The 15,037-nt window shown below is 69.1% G+C and carries 13 protein-coding genes; 6 read left to right on the forward strand and 7 right to left on the reverse strand.

Features of this window, described 5'->3' with window-relative positions:
* Positions 1 to 188: 188 nt before the first annotated feature.
* Together OHA37_RS00700 and ligA are read right to left on the reverse strand one after the other, a co-directional pair.
* The gene (locus OHA37_RS00700; RefSeq protein WP_328692877.1) at positions 189 to 599 is read right to left on the reverse strand and encodes a hypothetical protein; all 411 of its coding nucleotides are present in this window, start codon (positions 597 to 599) and stop codon (positions 189 to 191) included.
* 328 nt (positions 600 to 927) lie between these two features.
* Positions 928 to 2,976, reverse strand: a complete 2,049-nt coding sequence (gene ligA / locus OHA37_RS00705; RefSeq protein ID WP_266914922.1) for an NAD-dependent DNA ligase LigA — start codon at positions 2,974 to 2,976, stop codon at positions 928 to 930.
* A gap of 110 nt (positions 2,977 to 3,086) precedes the next feature.
* Between ligA and OHA37_RS00710 the strand changes: the two genes are divergently transcribed.
* The 4 genes from OHA37_RS00710 (at position 3,087) to OHA37_RS00725 (ending at position 9,695) form a co-directional block, all read left to right on the forward strand.
* Complete coding sequence (locus OHA37_RS00710) at positions 3,087 to 3,725, forward strand: DUF2461 family protein (RefSeq protein WP_266914892.1); 639 nt, start codon at positions 3,087 to 3,089, stop codon at positions 3,723 to 3,725.
* A gap of 260 nt (positions 3,726 to 3,985) precedes the next feature.
* The gene (locus OHA37_RS00715; RefSeq protein ID WP_266914894.1) at positions 3,986 to 5,659 is read left to right on the forward strand and encodes a BCCT family transporter; all 1,674 of its coding nucleotides are present in this window, start codon (positions 3,986 to 3,988) and stop codon (positions 5,657 to 5,659) included.
* Between the two features lie 677 nt (positions 5,660 to 6,336).
* Positions 6,337 to 9,138, forward strand: a complete 2,802-nt coding sequence (locus OHA37_RS00720; RefSeq protein WP_266914896.1) for a trypsin-like serine peptidase — start codon at positions 6,337 to 6,339, stop codon at positions 9,136 to 9,138.
* Between the two features lie 65 nt (positions 9,139 to 9,203).
* Positions 9,204 to 9,695: a hypothetical protein gene (locus OHA37_RS00725; RefSeq protein ID WP_266914898.1), complete on the forward strand. Its 492-nt coding sequence runs from the start codon at positions 9,204 to 9,206 to the stop codon at positions 9,693 to 9,695.
* Positions 9,696 to 9,990: 295 nt separating this feature from the next.
* Here OHA37_RS00725 and OHA37_RS00730 read toward each other — a convergent pair whose 3' ends face one another.
* Positions 9,991 to 10,209 (reverse strand): hypothetical protein, encoded by a 219-nt coding sequence (locus OHA37_RS00730; protein ID WP_266914900.1) that lies wholly within the window; start codon positions 10,207 to 10,209, stop codon positions 9,991 to 9,993.
* Between the two features lie 123 nt (positions 10,210 to 10,332).
* Positions 10,333 to 11,142 (reverse strand): alpha/beta fold hydrolase, encoded by an 810-nt coding sequence (locus tag OHA37_RS00735; protein WP_266914902.1) that lies wholly within the window; start codon positions 11,140 to 11,142, stop codon positions 10,333 to 10,335.
* A gap of 80 nt (positions 11,143 to 11,222) precedes the next feature.
* Between OHA37_RS00735 and OHA37_RS00740 the strand changes: the two genes are divergently transcribed.
* Positions 11,223 to 11,627, forward strand: coding sequence for a MerR family transcriptional regulator (locus tag OHA37_RS00740; RefSeq protein ID WP_266914904.1), 405 nt, complete (start codon positions 11,223 to 11,225; stop codon positions 11,625 to 11,627).
* A 105-nt stretch (positions 11,628 to 11,732) separates the two neighbouring features.
* Here OHA37_RS00740 and OHA37_RS00745 read toward each other — a convergent pair whose 3' ends face one another.
* Positions 11,733 to 12,158 carry a DUF4259 domain-containing protein gene (locus OHA37_RS00745; protein ID WP_266914906.1) on the reverse strand — a complete coding sequence of 142 codons (426 nt, stop codon included), beginning with the start codon at positions 12,156 to 12,158 and terminating at the stop codon, positions 11,733 to 11,735.
* Positions 12,159 to 12,361: 203 nt separating this feature from the next.
* Here OHA37_RS00745 and OHA37_RS00750 point away from each other — a divergent pair, with 203 nt between their 5' ends.
* On the forward strand, positions 12,362 to 13,294 hold the full coding sequence (locus tag OHA37_RS00750) for a class I SAM-dependent methyltransferase (protein ID WP_266914907.1): 933 nt from the start codon (positions 12,362 to 12,364) through the stop codon (positions 13,292 to 13,294).
* A gap of 229 nt (positions 13,295 to 13,523) precedes the next feature.
* Here the strand turns inward: OHA37_RS00750 and OHA37_RS00755 are convergent, their stop codons facing one another.
* Complete coding sequence (locus OHA37_RS00755) at positions 13,524 to 14,210, reverse strand: 2OG-Fe dioxygenase family protein (RefSeq protein WP_266914908.1); 687 nt, start codon at positions 14,208 to 14,210, stop codon at positions 13,524 to 13,526.
* 297 nt (positions 14,211 to 14,507) lie between these two features.
* Positions 14,508 to 14,927 (reverse strand): hypothetical protein, encoded by a 420-nt coding sequence (locus OHA37_RS00760; protein ID WP_266914909.1) that lies wholly within the window; start codon positions 14,925 to 14,927, stop codon positions 14,508 to 14,510.
* Positions 14,928 to 15,037 lie beyond the last annotated feature (110 nt).

The raw sequence follows: 15,037 nt of genomic DNA on the forward strand, positions 1-15,037 counted from the left end.
TGCCCTCCGATAAGCCGCGGATACCCGGCCGGCTTGGCCCTGCTGCCCGTCGGGCGCTGATGATCACTCCACTGTCAGAAGGAGCGAACGGTCGGCTCCGCTCCCCACGTATACACATCCGCTTCCCTGCACGCCGACAGAGCGCATGCAGCACGGCGCGATACCAGATGGGGCCAGCCCTGTCTCACCTATTCAGCGTGGAGAACGCAATGGATCCCGGTCAGGCTTTCCTTCAGCTCGCGAGCCCCCAGGGCGACGCGTTCGTCAGGATCCTGCGTCAACTCCTCGCAGAGCCGCAGCGCGTCGTCGCGGTCACTGGCGTAGACGGCGAATGCATCGCGGACCGCGGTGTGGATCCAATCGCCGTGGTTCGGGCTGGCGACGGCCAGCGCGGACGCGACAATCAGCAGTCCGGCCCTGTCCTGCCGTCGAAGCAGGGCTTCTGCGGTCGCCCGTGTGACGAAGGTGTCTTCGCGGTCGAGCACCAGCTCCAGCAGCGGGTCGGCAGCCTCCCCCATCTCCGCAAAGGTCGCCAGACCGCGACCGGCGTCCGCCCGGTCCCCAGAGTCGCTGCTCCGCCCGAGCTCGACGAGGGCCACGACGGCAGCACGCCGCGGTGCGCTGTTCACCAGTTTGCCGACCCCTCCCCCGAGTTTCGGCAAAACTAGCACCACGGGCCCCACGGGCCCCACGGGACCGAGTGGGCACCCTGTCGGGATCTGGCCGACCGGCCCCGAAGGCGCCGTCCGTTCAGCAACCCCAGTGCCCACCAGGTCAGCTCACCCCACTCAAGGCGGCTGCCATCGTCGTGGAATTCCTTCTCGGCCCAGCGCGCGACCCCACCGGTCGGCGGCGTCGCGGCTCAGCACGGTCGGTGTGTGAACAGTGGTCAGCAGCCCGTCGCCGCCACCGTTGCCCGACGCGGCATTAGGTGGTGGGGAGGAAGTCGCCGACGAGCGCTGCGAATTCTTCGGGGTCGAGGATGCGGATGCCCAGTTCCTCGGCCTTGGTGCGCTTGGAGCCGGCCTTCTCGCCCGCCACCAGGAGCGTGGTGCGCTTGGACACCGACGACGATGCCTTTCCACCCGCCCGCTCGATCAGCTCGTTCATCTCGTTCCGGGACAGCACCGCAAGGGGGCCGGTCATGGAGCCGGTCACCACGACGGCCTGGCCGGCCAGTGGGCCGCCCGTCTTGTCCTCGCCGTCGTCCGCGCCGGTTGCGGGCTGCTGCGGCTCGGTGACCTGCGTGCCGACCTGCTGGGCCTGGAGCTTGTCGAGGAGCGGGGCGAGTTCGACGAGTTCGGCCGCGATGACGCGGGCCTTCTCGCCGCCGATGCCGTCGACCCCGGCCAGCGTGTCCGCGTCGGCGGCCCGGATCGCGGCCATCGAGCCGAAGTGCGCGGCGATCCGGCGGGACATGGTGCGCCCGGTGCCGCGGACACCGAGGGCGCAGAACACGCGGTTCAACGCGGCCCCGCGGGCGGTCTCGATCGCGGCCAGCAGGTTGGTGGCGCTGGTCTCGCCCATCCGCTCCAGACCGAGGAGCTGCTCGCGGGTCAGCGTGAACAGGTCGGCGACGTCCTTGACCAGTCCGGCCTCCACCAACTGGATCGCACGCGTGTCGCCGAGGCCTTCGATGTCGAGCTGGTCGCGGCCGGCCGCGTAGATCACCGAGGCCACGGCCTGACAGCTGCGGCCGCGCACGCACCGCCACCGCTGCTCGGAGGTGTCGATCGCGTCGCCACAGCGGGGGCACGCCTCGGGGAAGACGATCGGGCTCTCGGCGCCGGTGCGCTGGTCGACCAGCGGTGCCTCGATCCGGGGGATCACGTCGCCGGCCCGGTACACGAACACCTGGTCGTCGATCATGAGCCCGCGACGGGTGATATCGGAAGGGTTGTGAAGAGTGGCGTAAGTGACCGTCACCCCGTCGATGACCACGGGCTCCAGGACGGCGCGCGGGGCGATGATCCCGGTCCGGCCGACGTTCCACTCCACCGCCAGCAGGCGCGTCACCTTGTGTTCGGCCGCCAGTTTCCGGGCCACCGCCCATCTCGGGGCGCGCGAGCCGTTGCCGGCCTGCCGCTGGTCCTCGGCCGTATCGGCCTTGACGACGACACCGTCGATCCCGAACGGCAGGTCTCCGCGCAGGCCGGCGATCACGTCGACGCGTTCCTGTACCTGCTCCACGGTCTCGCATCGCAGCGGGGCGGCGGCCGTACCGGCGGCCGTGTTCGCACCGAGCGCCGCCAGGTTCTCCAGCAGGGCGACGTGGCCGAGGTCGGCCAGGCCGATCGCGCTGTAGGCGAAGAAGGTCAACTCGATCCGGTAGGGGCGGTCCTTGGCCCGCAGAGTGCCGGCTGCTCCGCTGCGCGGGTGTGCGAAGGGCGTGGCCTCGTGGGCGAGCCGGATCCGGTTGGCCTCCTCGAACTGCGCGGTCGTCAGCAGTACCTCACCGCGCAGCTCGACGTCGATCGGCTGGGTGAGTACCGCAGGCAGACCGAGGACGGCGTCGGCGGCGTGGGTGATGTCCTCGCCGGCCAGTCCGTCACCGCGGGTGAGGACCTGAACGAGCCTGCCACCGCGGTACCGGGCGGCGACCGCGAGGCCGTCGAGCTTCGGCTCCACACACCACCCGGCCACGGGGTGACCCAGGCGCCGTTCCAGCCCCGCGGCCCACTCGGCGAGCTCATCGGCGTCGAAGACGTTGTCGAGGGAGAGCATGGGAACCGAGTGCGGCACGTCACCCTGGACAGCCCCGCCCGCCACCTTGCCGGTCGGCGACTGGGCAAGCACCTCGTCCGGGTGGGCGTCCTCGTAAGCCGTGATGGCGCGGAGCAGCCCGTCGTATTCGTCGTCACCGAGCGGGGTGGTCCCGTCCCCGTAGTACGCGGCCGACGCCGCCAAGGCGGCCGTCACGGCCTCGGTGTAGGCGACAGGGGAAAGCAGGGCGCTGTTTTCGGTCATGCAGGTCATCATCGTGCCCGGCACTGACAATGCCGCCGGAGCTCGCCTGGCCACAGCCCGCAACCGAGCCGCTCTGCGGCACTCGGGTAACGGCGGTGGCGGTGAGTTAACCTGCCCGCATGGGCGGACACAGGCAGTTCACCGGCTGGCCCGAGCAGGCCATGGACGTGTTGTGGCAGCTCCAGGGCGAACCGACCCACACGACCCGCGAGCGCTGTCGCGCGGACCGCGAACGCCTGGTCCGGCAGCCGATGATCGCCCTGCTCAACGAGGTGGCGGACGCCGACCCGCGATACGAGGACTTCTCCGTCTGGCACTACCGGACCGGCTCCTGGTGGTGGCAGCACCAGAGCGCGGTGATCCGGCTCGAGCGCAAGATCGAGATCGGTCTCCGCTTCGCCTTGGACGGCCTGCGGATCCAGGGCGCCTGGTGGTACCCGGATCCCGGCCAGGTGGACAGGTTCCGCAAGGCCGTGGTCTCCGAGGGGAGCGGCCGCGAACTGTCCGCCATCGTCGAGGACCTGCGGAAGAAGGGCTACGACATCTCCGGGGACATGATGAAACGTCCCCCGCGCGGCTATCCGGCGGACCACTCCCGTGCGGACCTGCTGCGCCACCGTTCCCTGATCGCCGCCCGTCCCCTCGGCTGCGAGGAGTGGCTGCACACCCCCGAGGCGGTCGACCGGGTCCTCTCGGCCGCCGCCGACCTGGACGCCCTGCTGATGTGGCTGGTCCGCCACGTGAAGCCCGCCTCCTGACAACACGAGGGCACCGCGCCGGCGCGGGAGGAACGACACCGACCCGGTCCCGAGTCCCGGCGGACCAGGGCCTTGTGGAGCGTGGCAGAGGCAGCCCGCCCCCGTTGGAGGTCGGCGCAGCCGGCCGTGACGGACTTCGCGCACGGTGAGCCGCCCCGTGGGCGTCCTGCGGACCTAACGGTCCGATATGGGCTTGAATGGGAATAACGTGACATTCCATCACGGCATGCGGTTCCCGACTCTTGGCGAAGGGGGCTTCGTTGGAGGCCGATCAACGTTCCCGCACGGACAGGGTGGTCTTCGGGGTCACCGCGGGTCTGACGCTCGCGTTCGTCCTGTGGGGCGCAGTGGCGACGGACTCGCTGGAGAGCGTGTCGAGCAGCCTGCTCGAAGGGCTCATCCACAACGGCGGCTGGGCCTTCATGCTCGCCGCCAGCGCCTTCGTCGTCTTCGCCCTCTGGTTGGCGATCAGCCGCTACGGCCGGATCCGCCTCGGCCGCGAGGACGAGCCGCCGGAGTTCCGCACCGTCTCCTGGGTCGCCATGATGTTCAGCGCCGGCATGGGCATCGGGCTCATGTTCTACGGCGTGAGCGAACCCCTGGCACACTACGAGAATCCGCCGCCCGGCACCCACCCCGTCGACTCCGCCGAGCGGATGCAGACCTCGATGGCCACCACCCTGTTCCACTGGACGCTCCACCCGTGGGCGATCTACGCGGTCGTCGGCCTCGCCATCGCCTACAGCACGTTCCGTCGCGACCGCCGCCAGACGATCAGCGCGGTGTTCGAGCCGCTGATCGGCGCCCGGCACGCGCACGGCGCCATCGGCCGTGTCATCGACATCGTGGCAATCTTCGCCACCCTCTTCGGCTCCGCGGCCTCGCTGGGCCTCGGGGCCCTCCAGATCGGCAGCGGCTTCCGTGAGCTGGGCTGGATGGATTCGGTCAGCACCGCACTCCTCGTCGCCGTCATCGCCGTCCTGACCGTCGCTTTCGTCGCCTCCGCGGTCTCCGGCGTGGAACGCGGCATCCAGTGGCTGTCGAACATCAACATGGTGCTCGCCCTCCTGCTCGTCGTGTTCGTGTTCATCGCCGGGCCGACCATCATCGTGCTCGACCTCCTGCCCACCTCGCTCGGCGCCTACCTGGGCGACCTCCCCCAGCTCATCGGCCGCACCGAGGCCACCGGCGCCGGCGAGGTCGCCGAATGGCTGGGCAGCTGGACGGTCTTCTACTGGGCCTGGTGGATCTCCTGGACCCCCTTCGTCGGCATGTTCATCGCCCGGATCAGCCGCGGACGCACCATCCGGCAGTTCATCGGCGGCGTCATCCTCGTACCGAGCACGGTCAGCCTGCTGTGGTTCGCCGTCTTCGGCGGCACGGCCATGAAGCTCCGGGAGAGCGGCGGTCTCGACAAGGAGAGCACCCCCGAGGGACAGCTCTTCGGGCTGCTCCAGCAGTTCCCCATCTCCACCGCAATGAGCCTGCTGGTCATGGTCCTCGTCGCCATCTTCTTCGTCTCCGGCGCCGACGCCGCCTCCATCGTGATGGGCACGCTCTCGCAGAAGGGCGTCCTGGAACCGGCCCGGCTGGTGGTCGTCTTCTGGGGCGTGGTCACCGGCGCCGTCGCGGCCGTCATGCTCCTCATCGGCAACGGCAAGGGCGACGCGCTCGCCGGATTGCAGAACCTGACGATCCTCGTGGCGGCGCCGTTCACCCTGGTCATGATCGGCATGTGCGTGGCACTCGTACGGGACCTGCGGCAGGACCCGCTCATCATCCAGGGCGAACAGGGCGAGGAAGCCGTCGCCGTCGCCGTCGCCGCCGGCCACGAGGAGTACGGCGGCGACTTCGAGATCCGCATCGGCCCGGCCGGCGACCCGGAAGCGGACACCGCACAACCGCCCGCGGCACCTTCGACCCCGGACCGGTAGGACATCCGGGAGGTTCTCGGACAAGGGACACGCACTCGGCAGCATCGGCTCGTGACGGGGCATGGCCAGGGACGGCCATGCCCATGGAGCACCGCCCGAGCCGGACCAGGCCGAGGCCGAGGTCGAGGTCGAGGTCGAGGTCGAGGTCGAGGTCGAGGTCGAAAATGTCGACGCGGTCGTGCACCCGGACAACGCTCTGAATGGCGTGTTTTTTCAGCCAAACAATCGGACTCGCATTTACTCGCACTTTGACCACTATGTGCCACCCGTTCCAGGGATCAAGCGGTGGCTCGACGACTCAGACGCCGGGCGGGGAGGAGGGTATTGCGCGCCCCTTGGCGCTGAAACAAACGGAGTTACGACCTCCGCCGAAATCGGGCCACGAGTGCCCGAGGAGCCCGCGAAATTCCGGGCACGGCGATCGAAAGCGACCCTATGTTCGAAAGATCATCGAGGGGGCAGTCCGCTGCCTCACCTCGGAGTTCATCGAATGAAGGGTGTATTGAGTGAGAGCGAATTCGGCGTTCCGGTCCCTCGGGGCTGGGGCGTGTACGGCCGCGCTGCTCCTGTCGGCTGCGGCAGGTGCGGCGGCGCAGCCCTCCGCCGCAGGGCCATCGGCCGGGGGGCCATCGCCCGATGCCGCTCCCTCATGGACGGCCAGGGATGCGCAGGGACTCTTGTCGCCCAAGCGCATGGCGGCGGCTCAGCCTTGGAACCCGCAGGGCGGCACGGAATCCGCGGGCCGCACGCTGGGTGTCCGCTTCCCGACGCAGAACGCGGAAGGCCCGGACACCGGGGTGCTCTTCCGTTTGACGAAGAAGGGGCTGTACTTCTGTGGGGCGGGCGTCACCTCCAGCCCGTACCGCAATCTGATCGCGACGGCCGCCGACTGCCTGACCGGTGACCCGGCCGACAAGCTGGCCTTCGCGCCGCAGATCGCCAAGAACGCCTCCGGCGTCATCGAGGCGCCGAAGGGTGTCTACGCCGTCAAGAGGCAGGGGAATCGCTCTCTCGTATGGGCCGGCTCCGACGCGGCCCCTACCGCCTCCAAGGCCGCCGTCGGCTTCGCCGTGGTCGACAAGGGCATCAACGGCGACCAACTCGAGGACACCGTCCCCGGCCACCGCCTGCTGACTGACGCCGGCCGCACCCACAAGGGTGTTCGGGTCGCCGGTCACGGAGTCTCCGGGACGCGGCCGGCCGAGCCGTGCGTCGGTGACACGTCCGAAGCAGGCGTGCCGGGTAGCCGGACCCGGTACCAGCAGCTCGACTGCGGCCCGGCCGGCGCGGGAATCGCCGATGGCTCGGCCTTCATCGCCGACTACGACACGAAGACACGAGTCGGCAGCCTCATCGGTGTCTCACAGGACGCCGCTGCTCCTCAGACCCCTTCCCTGATCCGCAGCGCGTACTTCGACGACGCCGTCCAGGCCCTCTACGACGAGGCCGTCAGCGGCAGCAAGCCATCTGTGACACCGCCCGTCACCCTGCCCGGCGTCACCCCCCAGCAGCCGGCGCCCCGGCCCACGCCCTCCGGTACTCCCGCTTCCCCCTCCTCACCCCCCAAGTCGTCGGTTCCGGCAGATCCGACGAGCCCTGCGGGCGATGGGCTCAAGGCGACGCTGGCCCAGATCGAGGCCGCCAAGAAGGCCGAGGCGTACTGGACACCCGAACGCATCGCCAAGGCGTCTCCCGTGCACGGCGGCAAGCAGTCCGCCCCGGGAGCCGCGCGCGAGAACAGGATCGCCGCGGCCGCGCCGTCCCACTTCGACAACAACGGGATCGCAACGGTGGGCGTGTTCCTCATCAACGAGGATGACGATCCGCAGTCGGACCCGGGCGGCCGCGACCAGTTCTGCTCGGCGAGTTCCGTGTCCTCGCCCACCAAGTCGCTGGTGCTCACGGCCGCACACTGCCTGAACGACAACGACCGGTGGAAGCAGCTCGCCTTCGCACCCGGCTGGAAGCCGGACCCCAAGGACCCGAGCCGGGGCATAGCCCCCTACGGCATCTTCCCGATGGTGGCGGGAAAGCTCTACATCGACGGCAGGTACCTCACCCAGGGGCCCGCCAAGGCCGACGACCTCGATTTCGCTTTCATGCGGGTCGGCCCCAACTCGAAGGGCCAGTTCCTCGAGAACGCCACCGGCATGGGCAACTCGCTCACCACGCTGTCGTCCCAGCAGCTCAGCCAGAAGAACGTGAGCCTCTTCGGATTCCCCGGAGGATCCAAGGCACCGCTCGTCTGCCCCTCCACGAACACCACCGCCTACTCCGGACGGTTCGTGAAGATTGCCTGCAAGGGCTACGCCGGCGGTGTGTCCGGCGGCCCCTTCCTCCGCAACTTCGACGGCAAGCGCGGAGACGTGATCGGCGTCATCGGCGGATGGAAGACCGGCGGAACCATCGATGACGAGTCCTACTCCTCCCAGTTCGACGCCGACATCATCCGCCTCTACAACCAGGCGGTGAACGACTACGAGCCCGACAAGCCCACCGGCGGGACCATGGGCAACGGAGACCTCTGGAAGCACGCCACCGGCGCCGTTTCCGGCACCTTCCACACCAGCTCCCAGGAGTTCGGAGACTCGGACCTCATCGTCAAGTGGGACGACGGAGAGGTCACGCTGTACCCGGGCGACCAGAACTTCGGCTTCTACGCCGGCTGCAAGCCCGGCGAGCCCTGCGAGACGCAGCTGGCCAAGCCGAACGACATGTGGAAGAACTACGCGGACCTCATCACTGCGGGCGACTACGCGGGTACCAACGCCTACGACCTCATGGTGAAGTGGGTGGACGGCGAAGTCACCATCTACCCGGACGTCAGCCAGAACACCCGGCTTCCCACCGCTCTGGACCAACACCTGCCCAACGAGATCAACGTCGCTGCGGCGGACTCCGTCTTCAAGTACGCCCACGGCTTCGCCACCGGAAAGTACGGCGGCAACCAGTGGCCCGATGACCTGATCGTCCGATGGAGCGACGGCGAGGTCACCAAGTACACCGACATCGACGGCGCCGGACTCCACGCCGAAGAGCAGCTCGCGGCGCCGAACGAAGTCTGGAAGACCGCCAACCTCATCACCGGCGGCGACCTGGACGGCGACAGCACCGGGACCGCCCCCAACCACGACCTGCTCGTCGTATGGGCCGGCGGCAAGGTCAGCGTCTTCCCCGACGTGAACACGGGCCGGTTGCAGAACGAGAGCGTCGTCGCATCGAGCTCCACATGGACCTACGCGCGGGTGATCGCCCTGGGCGAGTACGGCATGAACGACTGGGAGGACGACCTCTTCGTCCGCTGGTCGGACGGCGAGGTGACCGTATACGGGAACACCCAGGCCGACGGCGTCGGCCGCGAATACCAACTCGTGCCACCGGCCGCGGCGGGATTCGCAGCCGCGACGAACGGCGCCGTCCGTACGGACGACCCCTGTGCCAAGGTGTGTGGACCGGAACTGTACCGCCGTAGCCACTGACCGACCCCTGCCCGTGGGGGGGCTTCACCTCGAAGCCCCCCACGGTACGAAACAAGGACACCGACGTGCGCATACCGAAGCTCCTCGGCCTCTTGGCCGTCGCCGCCGCTCTCGCCGGATGCACCGGCCAGGGCGAGGAGCCGGCTCCCCAGAAGGTGTGGGAACCGGACGACGCCCTGCAACGGGCACAAGCAGCCCTGAAGGACCCCTCGGCGCAACGCGTACGGTTCGGGTCCCCCCACGTCGCCTCGGGCATGGACGAGACACTGGAGACGGGCGGCGACAAGCCTTACCGCTTCGATGTCGTCTGCGACAGCTCCGACGTGCGAAAGGTGACCGTCTCCTTCAAGCGAGGGCAGTCGACGAAGCAAACCGACGTGGCCTGCGCGACCACCACGCGCCAGCAACCCGCGCGCGTCAACATCCCCGCCGGCGGACCCGTCACGGTGACGATCGCACCGCAATCCGAAGACCTCACGGGCCTCATCGTCTGGGAACTCAGAACGGTCGACCCCACGAAGGTGCAGGGCTGCGCCGACGACATCTCCGGCTGCTGACGAGGTACTGCCGTGAGGACCTCCGGCTGACCTGGCGCGTCTGACCGAAGGCACCGGGATCCGTGCCTGCCCCGCTGAAGGCCAGGCGCCGATCCCTCACGGCAACGCCCTGGCGGTTCCGCTGGGACTTGTCCGGTCGTCACGAGACTGTCGTATTCAGGCCCGGGTGTCTGCCACCGGCTCTCAGTCTCTGGACCGCTTGCGGCACCGGGACGGTCTCGCGTGAGGCCTGGGTCTTGAGGGCACGTACAACGCGCGACACCCCGGTCGGCATGTGACCGGGGTGTCCGGGGCCTTAGCGGCGGCGCTGGTGGGCGTCGCTGGACGTGGGCGGCGCGAGGTGCATGGCCACGGTGTTGAAGGAAGCACGGTCCTGCCCCGCTTGCAGGCGTGCCTGCTCCTCGATACGCAGTCCCTCAGCCGTCTCCGTCTGCTTTCCGTTCCGACGCAGGAGCGTGACGATCAGCAGCAGAACAAGGCCCCCCATGACGCCGAACAGCACTATGAATGCCATAGTTACCTCCCCGTATTGACGTGATCCAAGTATGCGTGCGGTGGCCGGAGACTGGCTATGGCTGGTGCGGACCGGACGGAGTCGCCTCCCGGGACCCGATGGAGGCCATGAGGGGTGGTGTGCTCACGCCGACGTGGCGGGGAGTGCGGCGAGGAACTCGCGTACGTGGCGGAGCCAGGTCGCCCGGTCTGCCGGGTTCAGGATGTGGGCGGCGCCGGGCAGTTCGATCAGCCGGGCGCCCGGGATGCCGGCCGCCAGACGGTACGAGCTCTCGGGCAGCACCAGTCGGTCGCCGGTCGGTGCCACCACCAGGGTGGGGGCGGACACCTTCGCCAGGTCGGCCCGAACGTCCACGCGGGACACCAGGTCGAAGTGGTCCAGCATGCCCGGCGGCATCGCGGTCAGGGTCTGGGCGACGGATTCGTCGAGGGCGGCCGGTTCGAGGTCCGCCAGGCCCGCCGGGGACATGCAGGACACGAAGGCGAGCCGTGCCACGTCCTCCCACTGACCCGCGGCTGCCAGGGACTTGATCAGCTGCGCGGCGAGCGCCAGGACGGGGTCGGCGGCAGCGAAGCCGGCGGTGAGGACGAGGGCCCGGACACGGTGGGGGTGCCGTGTGGCGATCCGGACGGCCACGGCGCTGCCGAGGGACTCACCGAGGACGGCGAACGAGTCCTGGCCGGCCGCGACGGCGGCCGCGACCAGGCGGTCGGCGAGGTCGTCCAGGTCCAGGGGGTCGATGGCTACGGCGGAGCCACCGGCCCCGGGGTAGTGCGGGCCGACGAGAGTGTGGTCCTGGGCGAGGTCGTCGAGGACGAGGCCGAAGTTTCCCTCGATGCCGCCGCCGGCGCCGTGCGCGAGCAGAAGTGCGGGGCCGCGCCCCTGCACGAGAACGTCGAGGTGAGGGGTGGGAAGCACGTGATGAGTGGTCATGGCACCGACGCTAAACTCCGACATCAGTGTCAGAGTCAAGTCGCATTGTGCGCAGGGCGGGCAGGAGTGAGGCGATCGGCATGCGCATGAAGGAGATGGTGCGGCGTACCGGGGTCCATGAGCGGCTGCTGCGCTACTACGAACAGCAAGGACTCCTGACGCCCCAGAGGCTTCCCAGCGGCTACCGCATCTACGGCGATTCGGACGTCGAGACAGTGCGCCGCATTCGCTGTCTCCTGGCGGCAGGCCTTCCGACCGCTCTGATCGCCCAGGTCCTGCCGTGCATGCGGGCGGACGACGAGCACCTCGTGCCCACCTGTCCGGACCTGCTCGCCCAACTGCGCCGGGAGGGCGAGCGAATGACCCGCGCCATCGAAGATCTACAGGCATCGCGCGCGATCCTCGACACGATCATCACCGCCGCGCCCCCAGGGGGTGCCGAGACGCTGAGGCCGCCTCAGTCTGCCGCTGCCGAGGCAAGCTGACAGGAAGCCGCATGCTCGGAGGTGACGTCGTCAGGCGGGTGGAGAGAGGGCGTCGCAGCTCGTGGTGGCTCTACGGGTAGCGGCTCAAGTAGCAGTTGCAGTAAGTCAGATGGGGCCGAGTTGTTCTCCAGGTGGCCCTGGCAGGAGCACGTTCTGCAGGCCGTGGATGTTCGCGCGCCAAGGACCGCCCTCCGACTCATCCCATAGCTCCATCAGCTCGGACGGCTCGGTCATGACGCGGTCGAGGGCCCGGAGGGCGAGATCAAGCAGACCGGTGAGATCGGGAAGGGGCTCTTCCGGGCCATAAACGGGATCTGCAGGCTCACCTCCCGGGCACTGCGCAGCGACAAGGGCTGCCGCCGCTACGGCTTTGTCGGCTTCGGGTGCTTCGAGACATCCCACGGTGTCGATCACACGCGTGAGAGCGGCGCGGACGATGTCTCCGCGTTCGCCTGCAGCTGCCTCATCGAGGTCGCCGCCAAAGTCCGCTGCCGTGTCGTTGTCGAAGGGGCCGACGTCCCAGGTACCCATGCTCTCTCCTGCATCATTGTGCTGACCGGGGCATCGTGACAGAGGGCACTGACAGCAGCAGCGGAGCCCAGGGATGAGATCGCTTCCTACAGCGTGCGTCTGTGTGCCGCTGCACGGTCGGCGGCCGTTCGCCGTGCCGTCACCTGGAACCCGCATTCTCGCCGGACAGACCGATCCACCTCGCTCCCGGGGATGTCCACTTCATGACCGCACCGCTTGCGCAGCCCGAAGAACTCCCGAACCTGCCTGCACCCGCGCGTTTGGATGAGGTGAAGGGATGGTTCTGGCCGGCCGATCAGATCCTCTTCGACTGGTTCCTGAGCCGCCAGAACGCCGACCCGTCGGGTGGTGGGGACCTCCTGGAACTCGGCGCTTACCTGGGTAAGAGCGCCATCTTCCTCGGCGGGTACCTCAAGGAGGGAGAGGAGTTCACGGTCTGTGACCTCTTCGATTCCCCGGCCGAGGACGACAGCAACGACGGCGAGATGCAGCGCTCGTACGCCACTCTGACGCGCCGGGCCTTCGAGGCCAACTACCGCGCGTTCCATGATGAGTTGCCGACGGTGGTGCAGGCGGTGACGGCGGTTCTCCCCGACCGCGTCCGGCCCGCCTCCTGTCGCTTCGTTCACGTGGACGCCTCGCACCTGTACGCGCACGTGCACACGGACGTGGAGACCTCGCGGCTGCTGGCCGCCCCCGGAGCAGTCGTCGTCTTCGATGACTTCAGGGCGGAGCACTGCCCGGGCGTCGCTGCGGCCGTCTGGGGAGCCGTGGACGCGCGGCGGTTGCATGTCCTGTGCATCACCCAGCACAAGATGTACGCGACGTGGAACGACCCCGAACCGCTGCGCACGGAACTGGCCGCGTTCCTGGCCGGCCGCGAGGATCTGTGGCACGGGGTGGAGGAGGTGGCCGGCGCACCCCTGATCCGGATCACCGGCCGGAAGGCGGTCCCTCCGCCGCACCCCCGCTCCCGCCACGAGACGGCCGCTCCCGGCCCGACCCCGGAGCCGGTGCCTGTCCCCGCGGCAGTACAGGCGCGGCGCACTCCGCCCCGGCGGAGCCCGCTGGCCCGCCGCCTGGCCAAGGACATCCTTCCCCCGGTCGTGACCCGCACGGTGCGCCGCTGGCTGTAGGGAGCGTCCTGCCTCTGGAGGCAGCCGAGCCTGCCGAGGTTCCCACTCTCCCAACCACCCGCCCGCGCCGCCGCGTTGCGTATCGCAGCGCTTTACGAGGCCGCCGCCCGGCGTGATTGACCGGCGGCGGCGACCGCCACAAGGCCCTGTCCCCACGCCTGGACTGCTCCGAGATCGTCCGATCGCTTGAGGTGGACTCGGGCTGATGGAGACCCGAGGAGTACCGGTGTCACAGCTGGGGGACGTACGGGGCGAGGCCGACGATAAGGATGGAGCGTTCGCCCGGCCCCGGCTCGGAGCCCGTGCGGACCGGGCCTACGTAGTGGCTGACTCTGTGGTCGTGGACGGCATAGCCGTCCAGTGGGTCGGTGAGGGTGAAACTGGCGTGGATGTCCGCCCAGGGGTCATCGGGCTGCAGGCCCCCACTGGCCGGTGTGGCGATGACGTTCTGCCCGCCCGTGACGTTGGTACGGCTGATCAGGTGGGCGAAGGTAAACGTGCTGGCCGAACTTCCGTCCTGATGGAGGCAGTTCGGGGAGGAAACGGCATCCTGGCCTGGACCGTCGACGCCGAGCCTGATCAGGTGGACCCCGGCCCACAGCGGCCGTCTGCTCAGGTCCCTCAAGGACAGGACCTGTTCGATGTCCCAGCGCAGGAGCCGCAGCAGCAGGGGGTTGCCGCGCAGCGCCTCGGGGATTTCGGGAAGCACGCGGCGCTTTTGCGGGTGCTCGGGGTCGTCTTCGCCCTGGGAGAAGTTGGTGACCGTACCGTGTACGGGGTCGGGGGTTCCGGGGATCCAGGACAGTTCGTCCTTCCACGGCAGGTACACGGCATGGGAGTAGCGGCGGAACCGGTTCGTTCCCGGAGCGTACGGGTCGGGCGGCAGCGCCTCGAAGACCTCCCTGATCCGGGCCAAGTCCCCTGCTGTGGAACCGCCCGGGGTGATTCCGAGTTGCTCGGCACCGTAGCGGGCAAAGCCACGCTCCCGCAGACCGTCCACGCATGCTGCTCCCGGATCCCCGGCATCAGGGTGCGACCGCCGCTGGGGCTCAGCAATTCCCACGTGTTCCTCCCACAGATCACCACCGCGGCCGGCCATGGCGGCGGCCCGTGCCGACCTTACGCACCCCTCCCCCGCGGCCCCGGCGCGGCCACATGAAGGCGCTCTCAGAACACCTGCCCTTCTGCGTCGACCCCCGTGGATGCCGGACGGTCAGTGTGCCGCGGGGTCGATGTTGCAGCTGGCTCGGCGGCGTCCGATGGCGACCAGGGCATGGTGGAGGGCGTCGAGATCGGCGCGTCGGACCTCGTGGATGGCACCTTGGACCGGTTCGAGTCCCGGACTGATCGCCTCGGCGGCCTCGTGCGGGTCGCGGCGCAGGATAATCCCCGTGGGAGGGTCGAAGGACCGAAGAGCGCGCACGAGGGTGCGACGGTCGCGTTCTCCCTGGGCGTCGGGGCGGTGGAGGGTGACCACGGCGATGTCCGGAAGCAGCACGCGGGCCTGCGCCAGGGCGACGTCGGCGTCGTGCGTGTGGGCAACGATGCGGAAGTGCGGCCCCGTGTGAATGCAGGAACGGAGGGCTTCCAGCTCGACACCGTCCGCCACACCGGTCACCAAAACGGTCATCATTGCCCCTATTCTTCACAAAATCGGCGATTTCGGTAGAGGGGGCGGGGAGCTCGCGCGTGGTTCCCGCACGGTCTGTACCGCGAGCAAGATGTCCTGCGTCCCACTGCTGG

Origin of the sequence: Streptomyces sp. NBC_00335 (genome assembly GCF_036127095.1) — a bacterium.
Lineage (GTDB): Bacteria > Actinomycetota > Actinomycetes > Streptomycetales > Streptomycetaceae > Streptomyces.

Excerpts from the sequence above, each read along its gene's own strand:
- ligA (WP_266914922.1), bottom strand. The coding sequence starts at position 2,976 with ATGACCTGCATGACCGAAAACAGCGCCCTGCTTTCCCCTGTCGCCTAC.
- OHA37_RS00710 (WP_266914892.1), top strand. The coding sequence starts at position 3,087 with ATGGGCGGACACAGGCAGTTCACCGGCTGGCCCGAGCAGGCCATGGAC.
- OHA37_RS00730 (WP_266914900.1), bottom strand. The coding sequence starts at position 10,209 with ATGGCATTCATAGTGCTGTTCGGCGTCATGGGGGGCCTTGTTCTGCTG.
- OHA37_RS00735 (WP_266914902.1), bottom strand. The coding sequence starts at position 11,142 with ATGACCACTCATCACGTGCTTCCCACCCCTCACCTCGACGTTCTCGTG.
- OHA37_RS00740 (WP_266914904.1), top strand. The coding sequence starts at position 11,223 with ATGCGCATGAAGGAGATGGTGCGGCGTACCGGGGTCCATGAGCGGCTG.
- OHA37_RS00745 (WP_266914906.1), bottom strand. The coding sequence starts at position 12,158 with ATGGGTACCTGGGACGTCGGCCCCTTCGACAACGACACGGCAGCGGAC.
- OHA37_RS00750 (WP_266914907.1), top strand. The coding sequence starts at position 12,362 with ATGACCGCACCGCTTGCGCAGCCCGAAGAACTCCCGAACCTGCCTGCA.
- OHA37_RS00760 (WP_266914909.1), bottom strand. The coding sequence starts at position 14,927 with ATGATGACCGTTTTGGTGACCGGTGTGGCGGACGGTGTCGAGCTGGAA.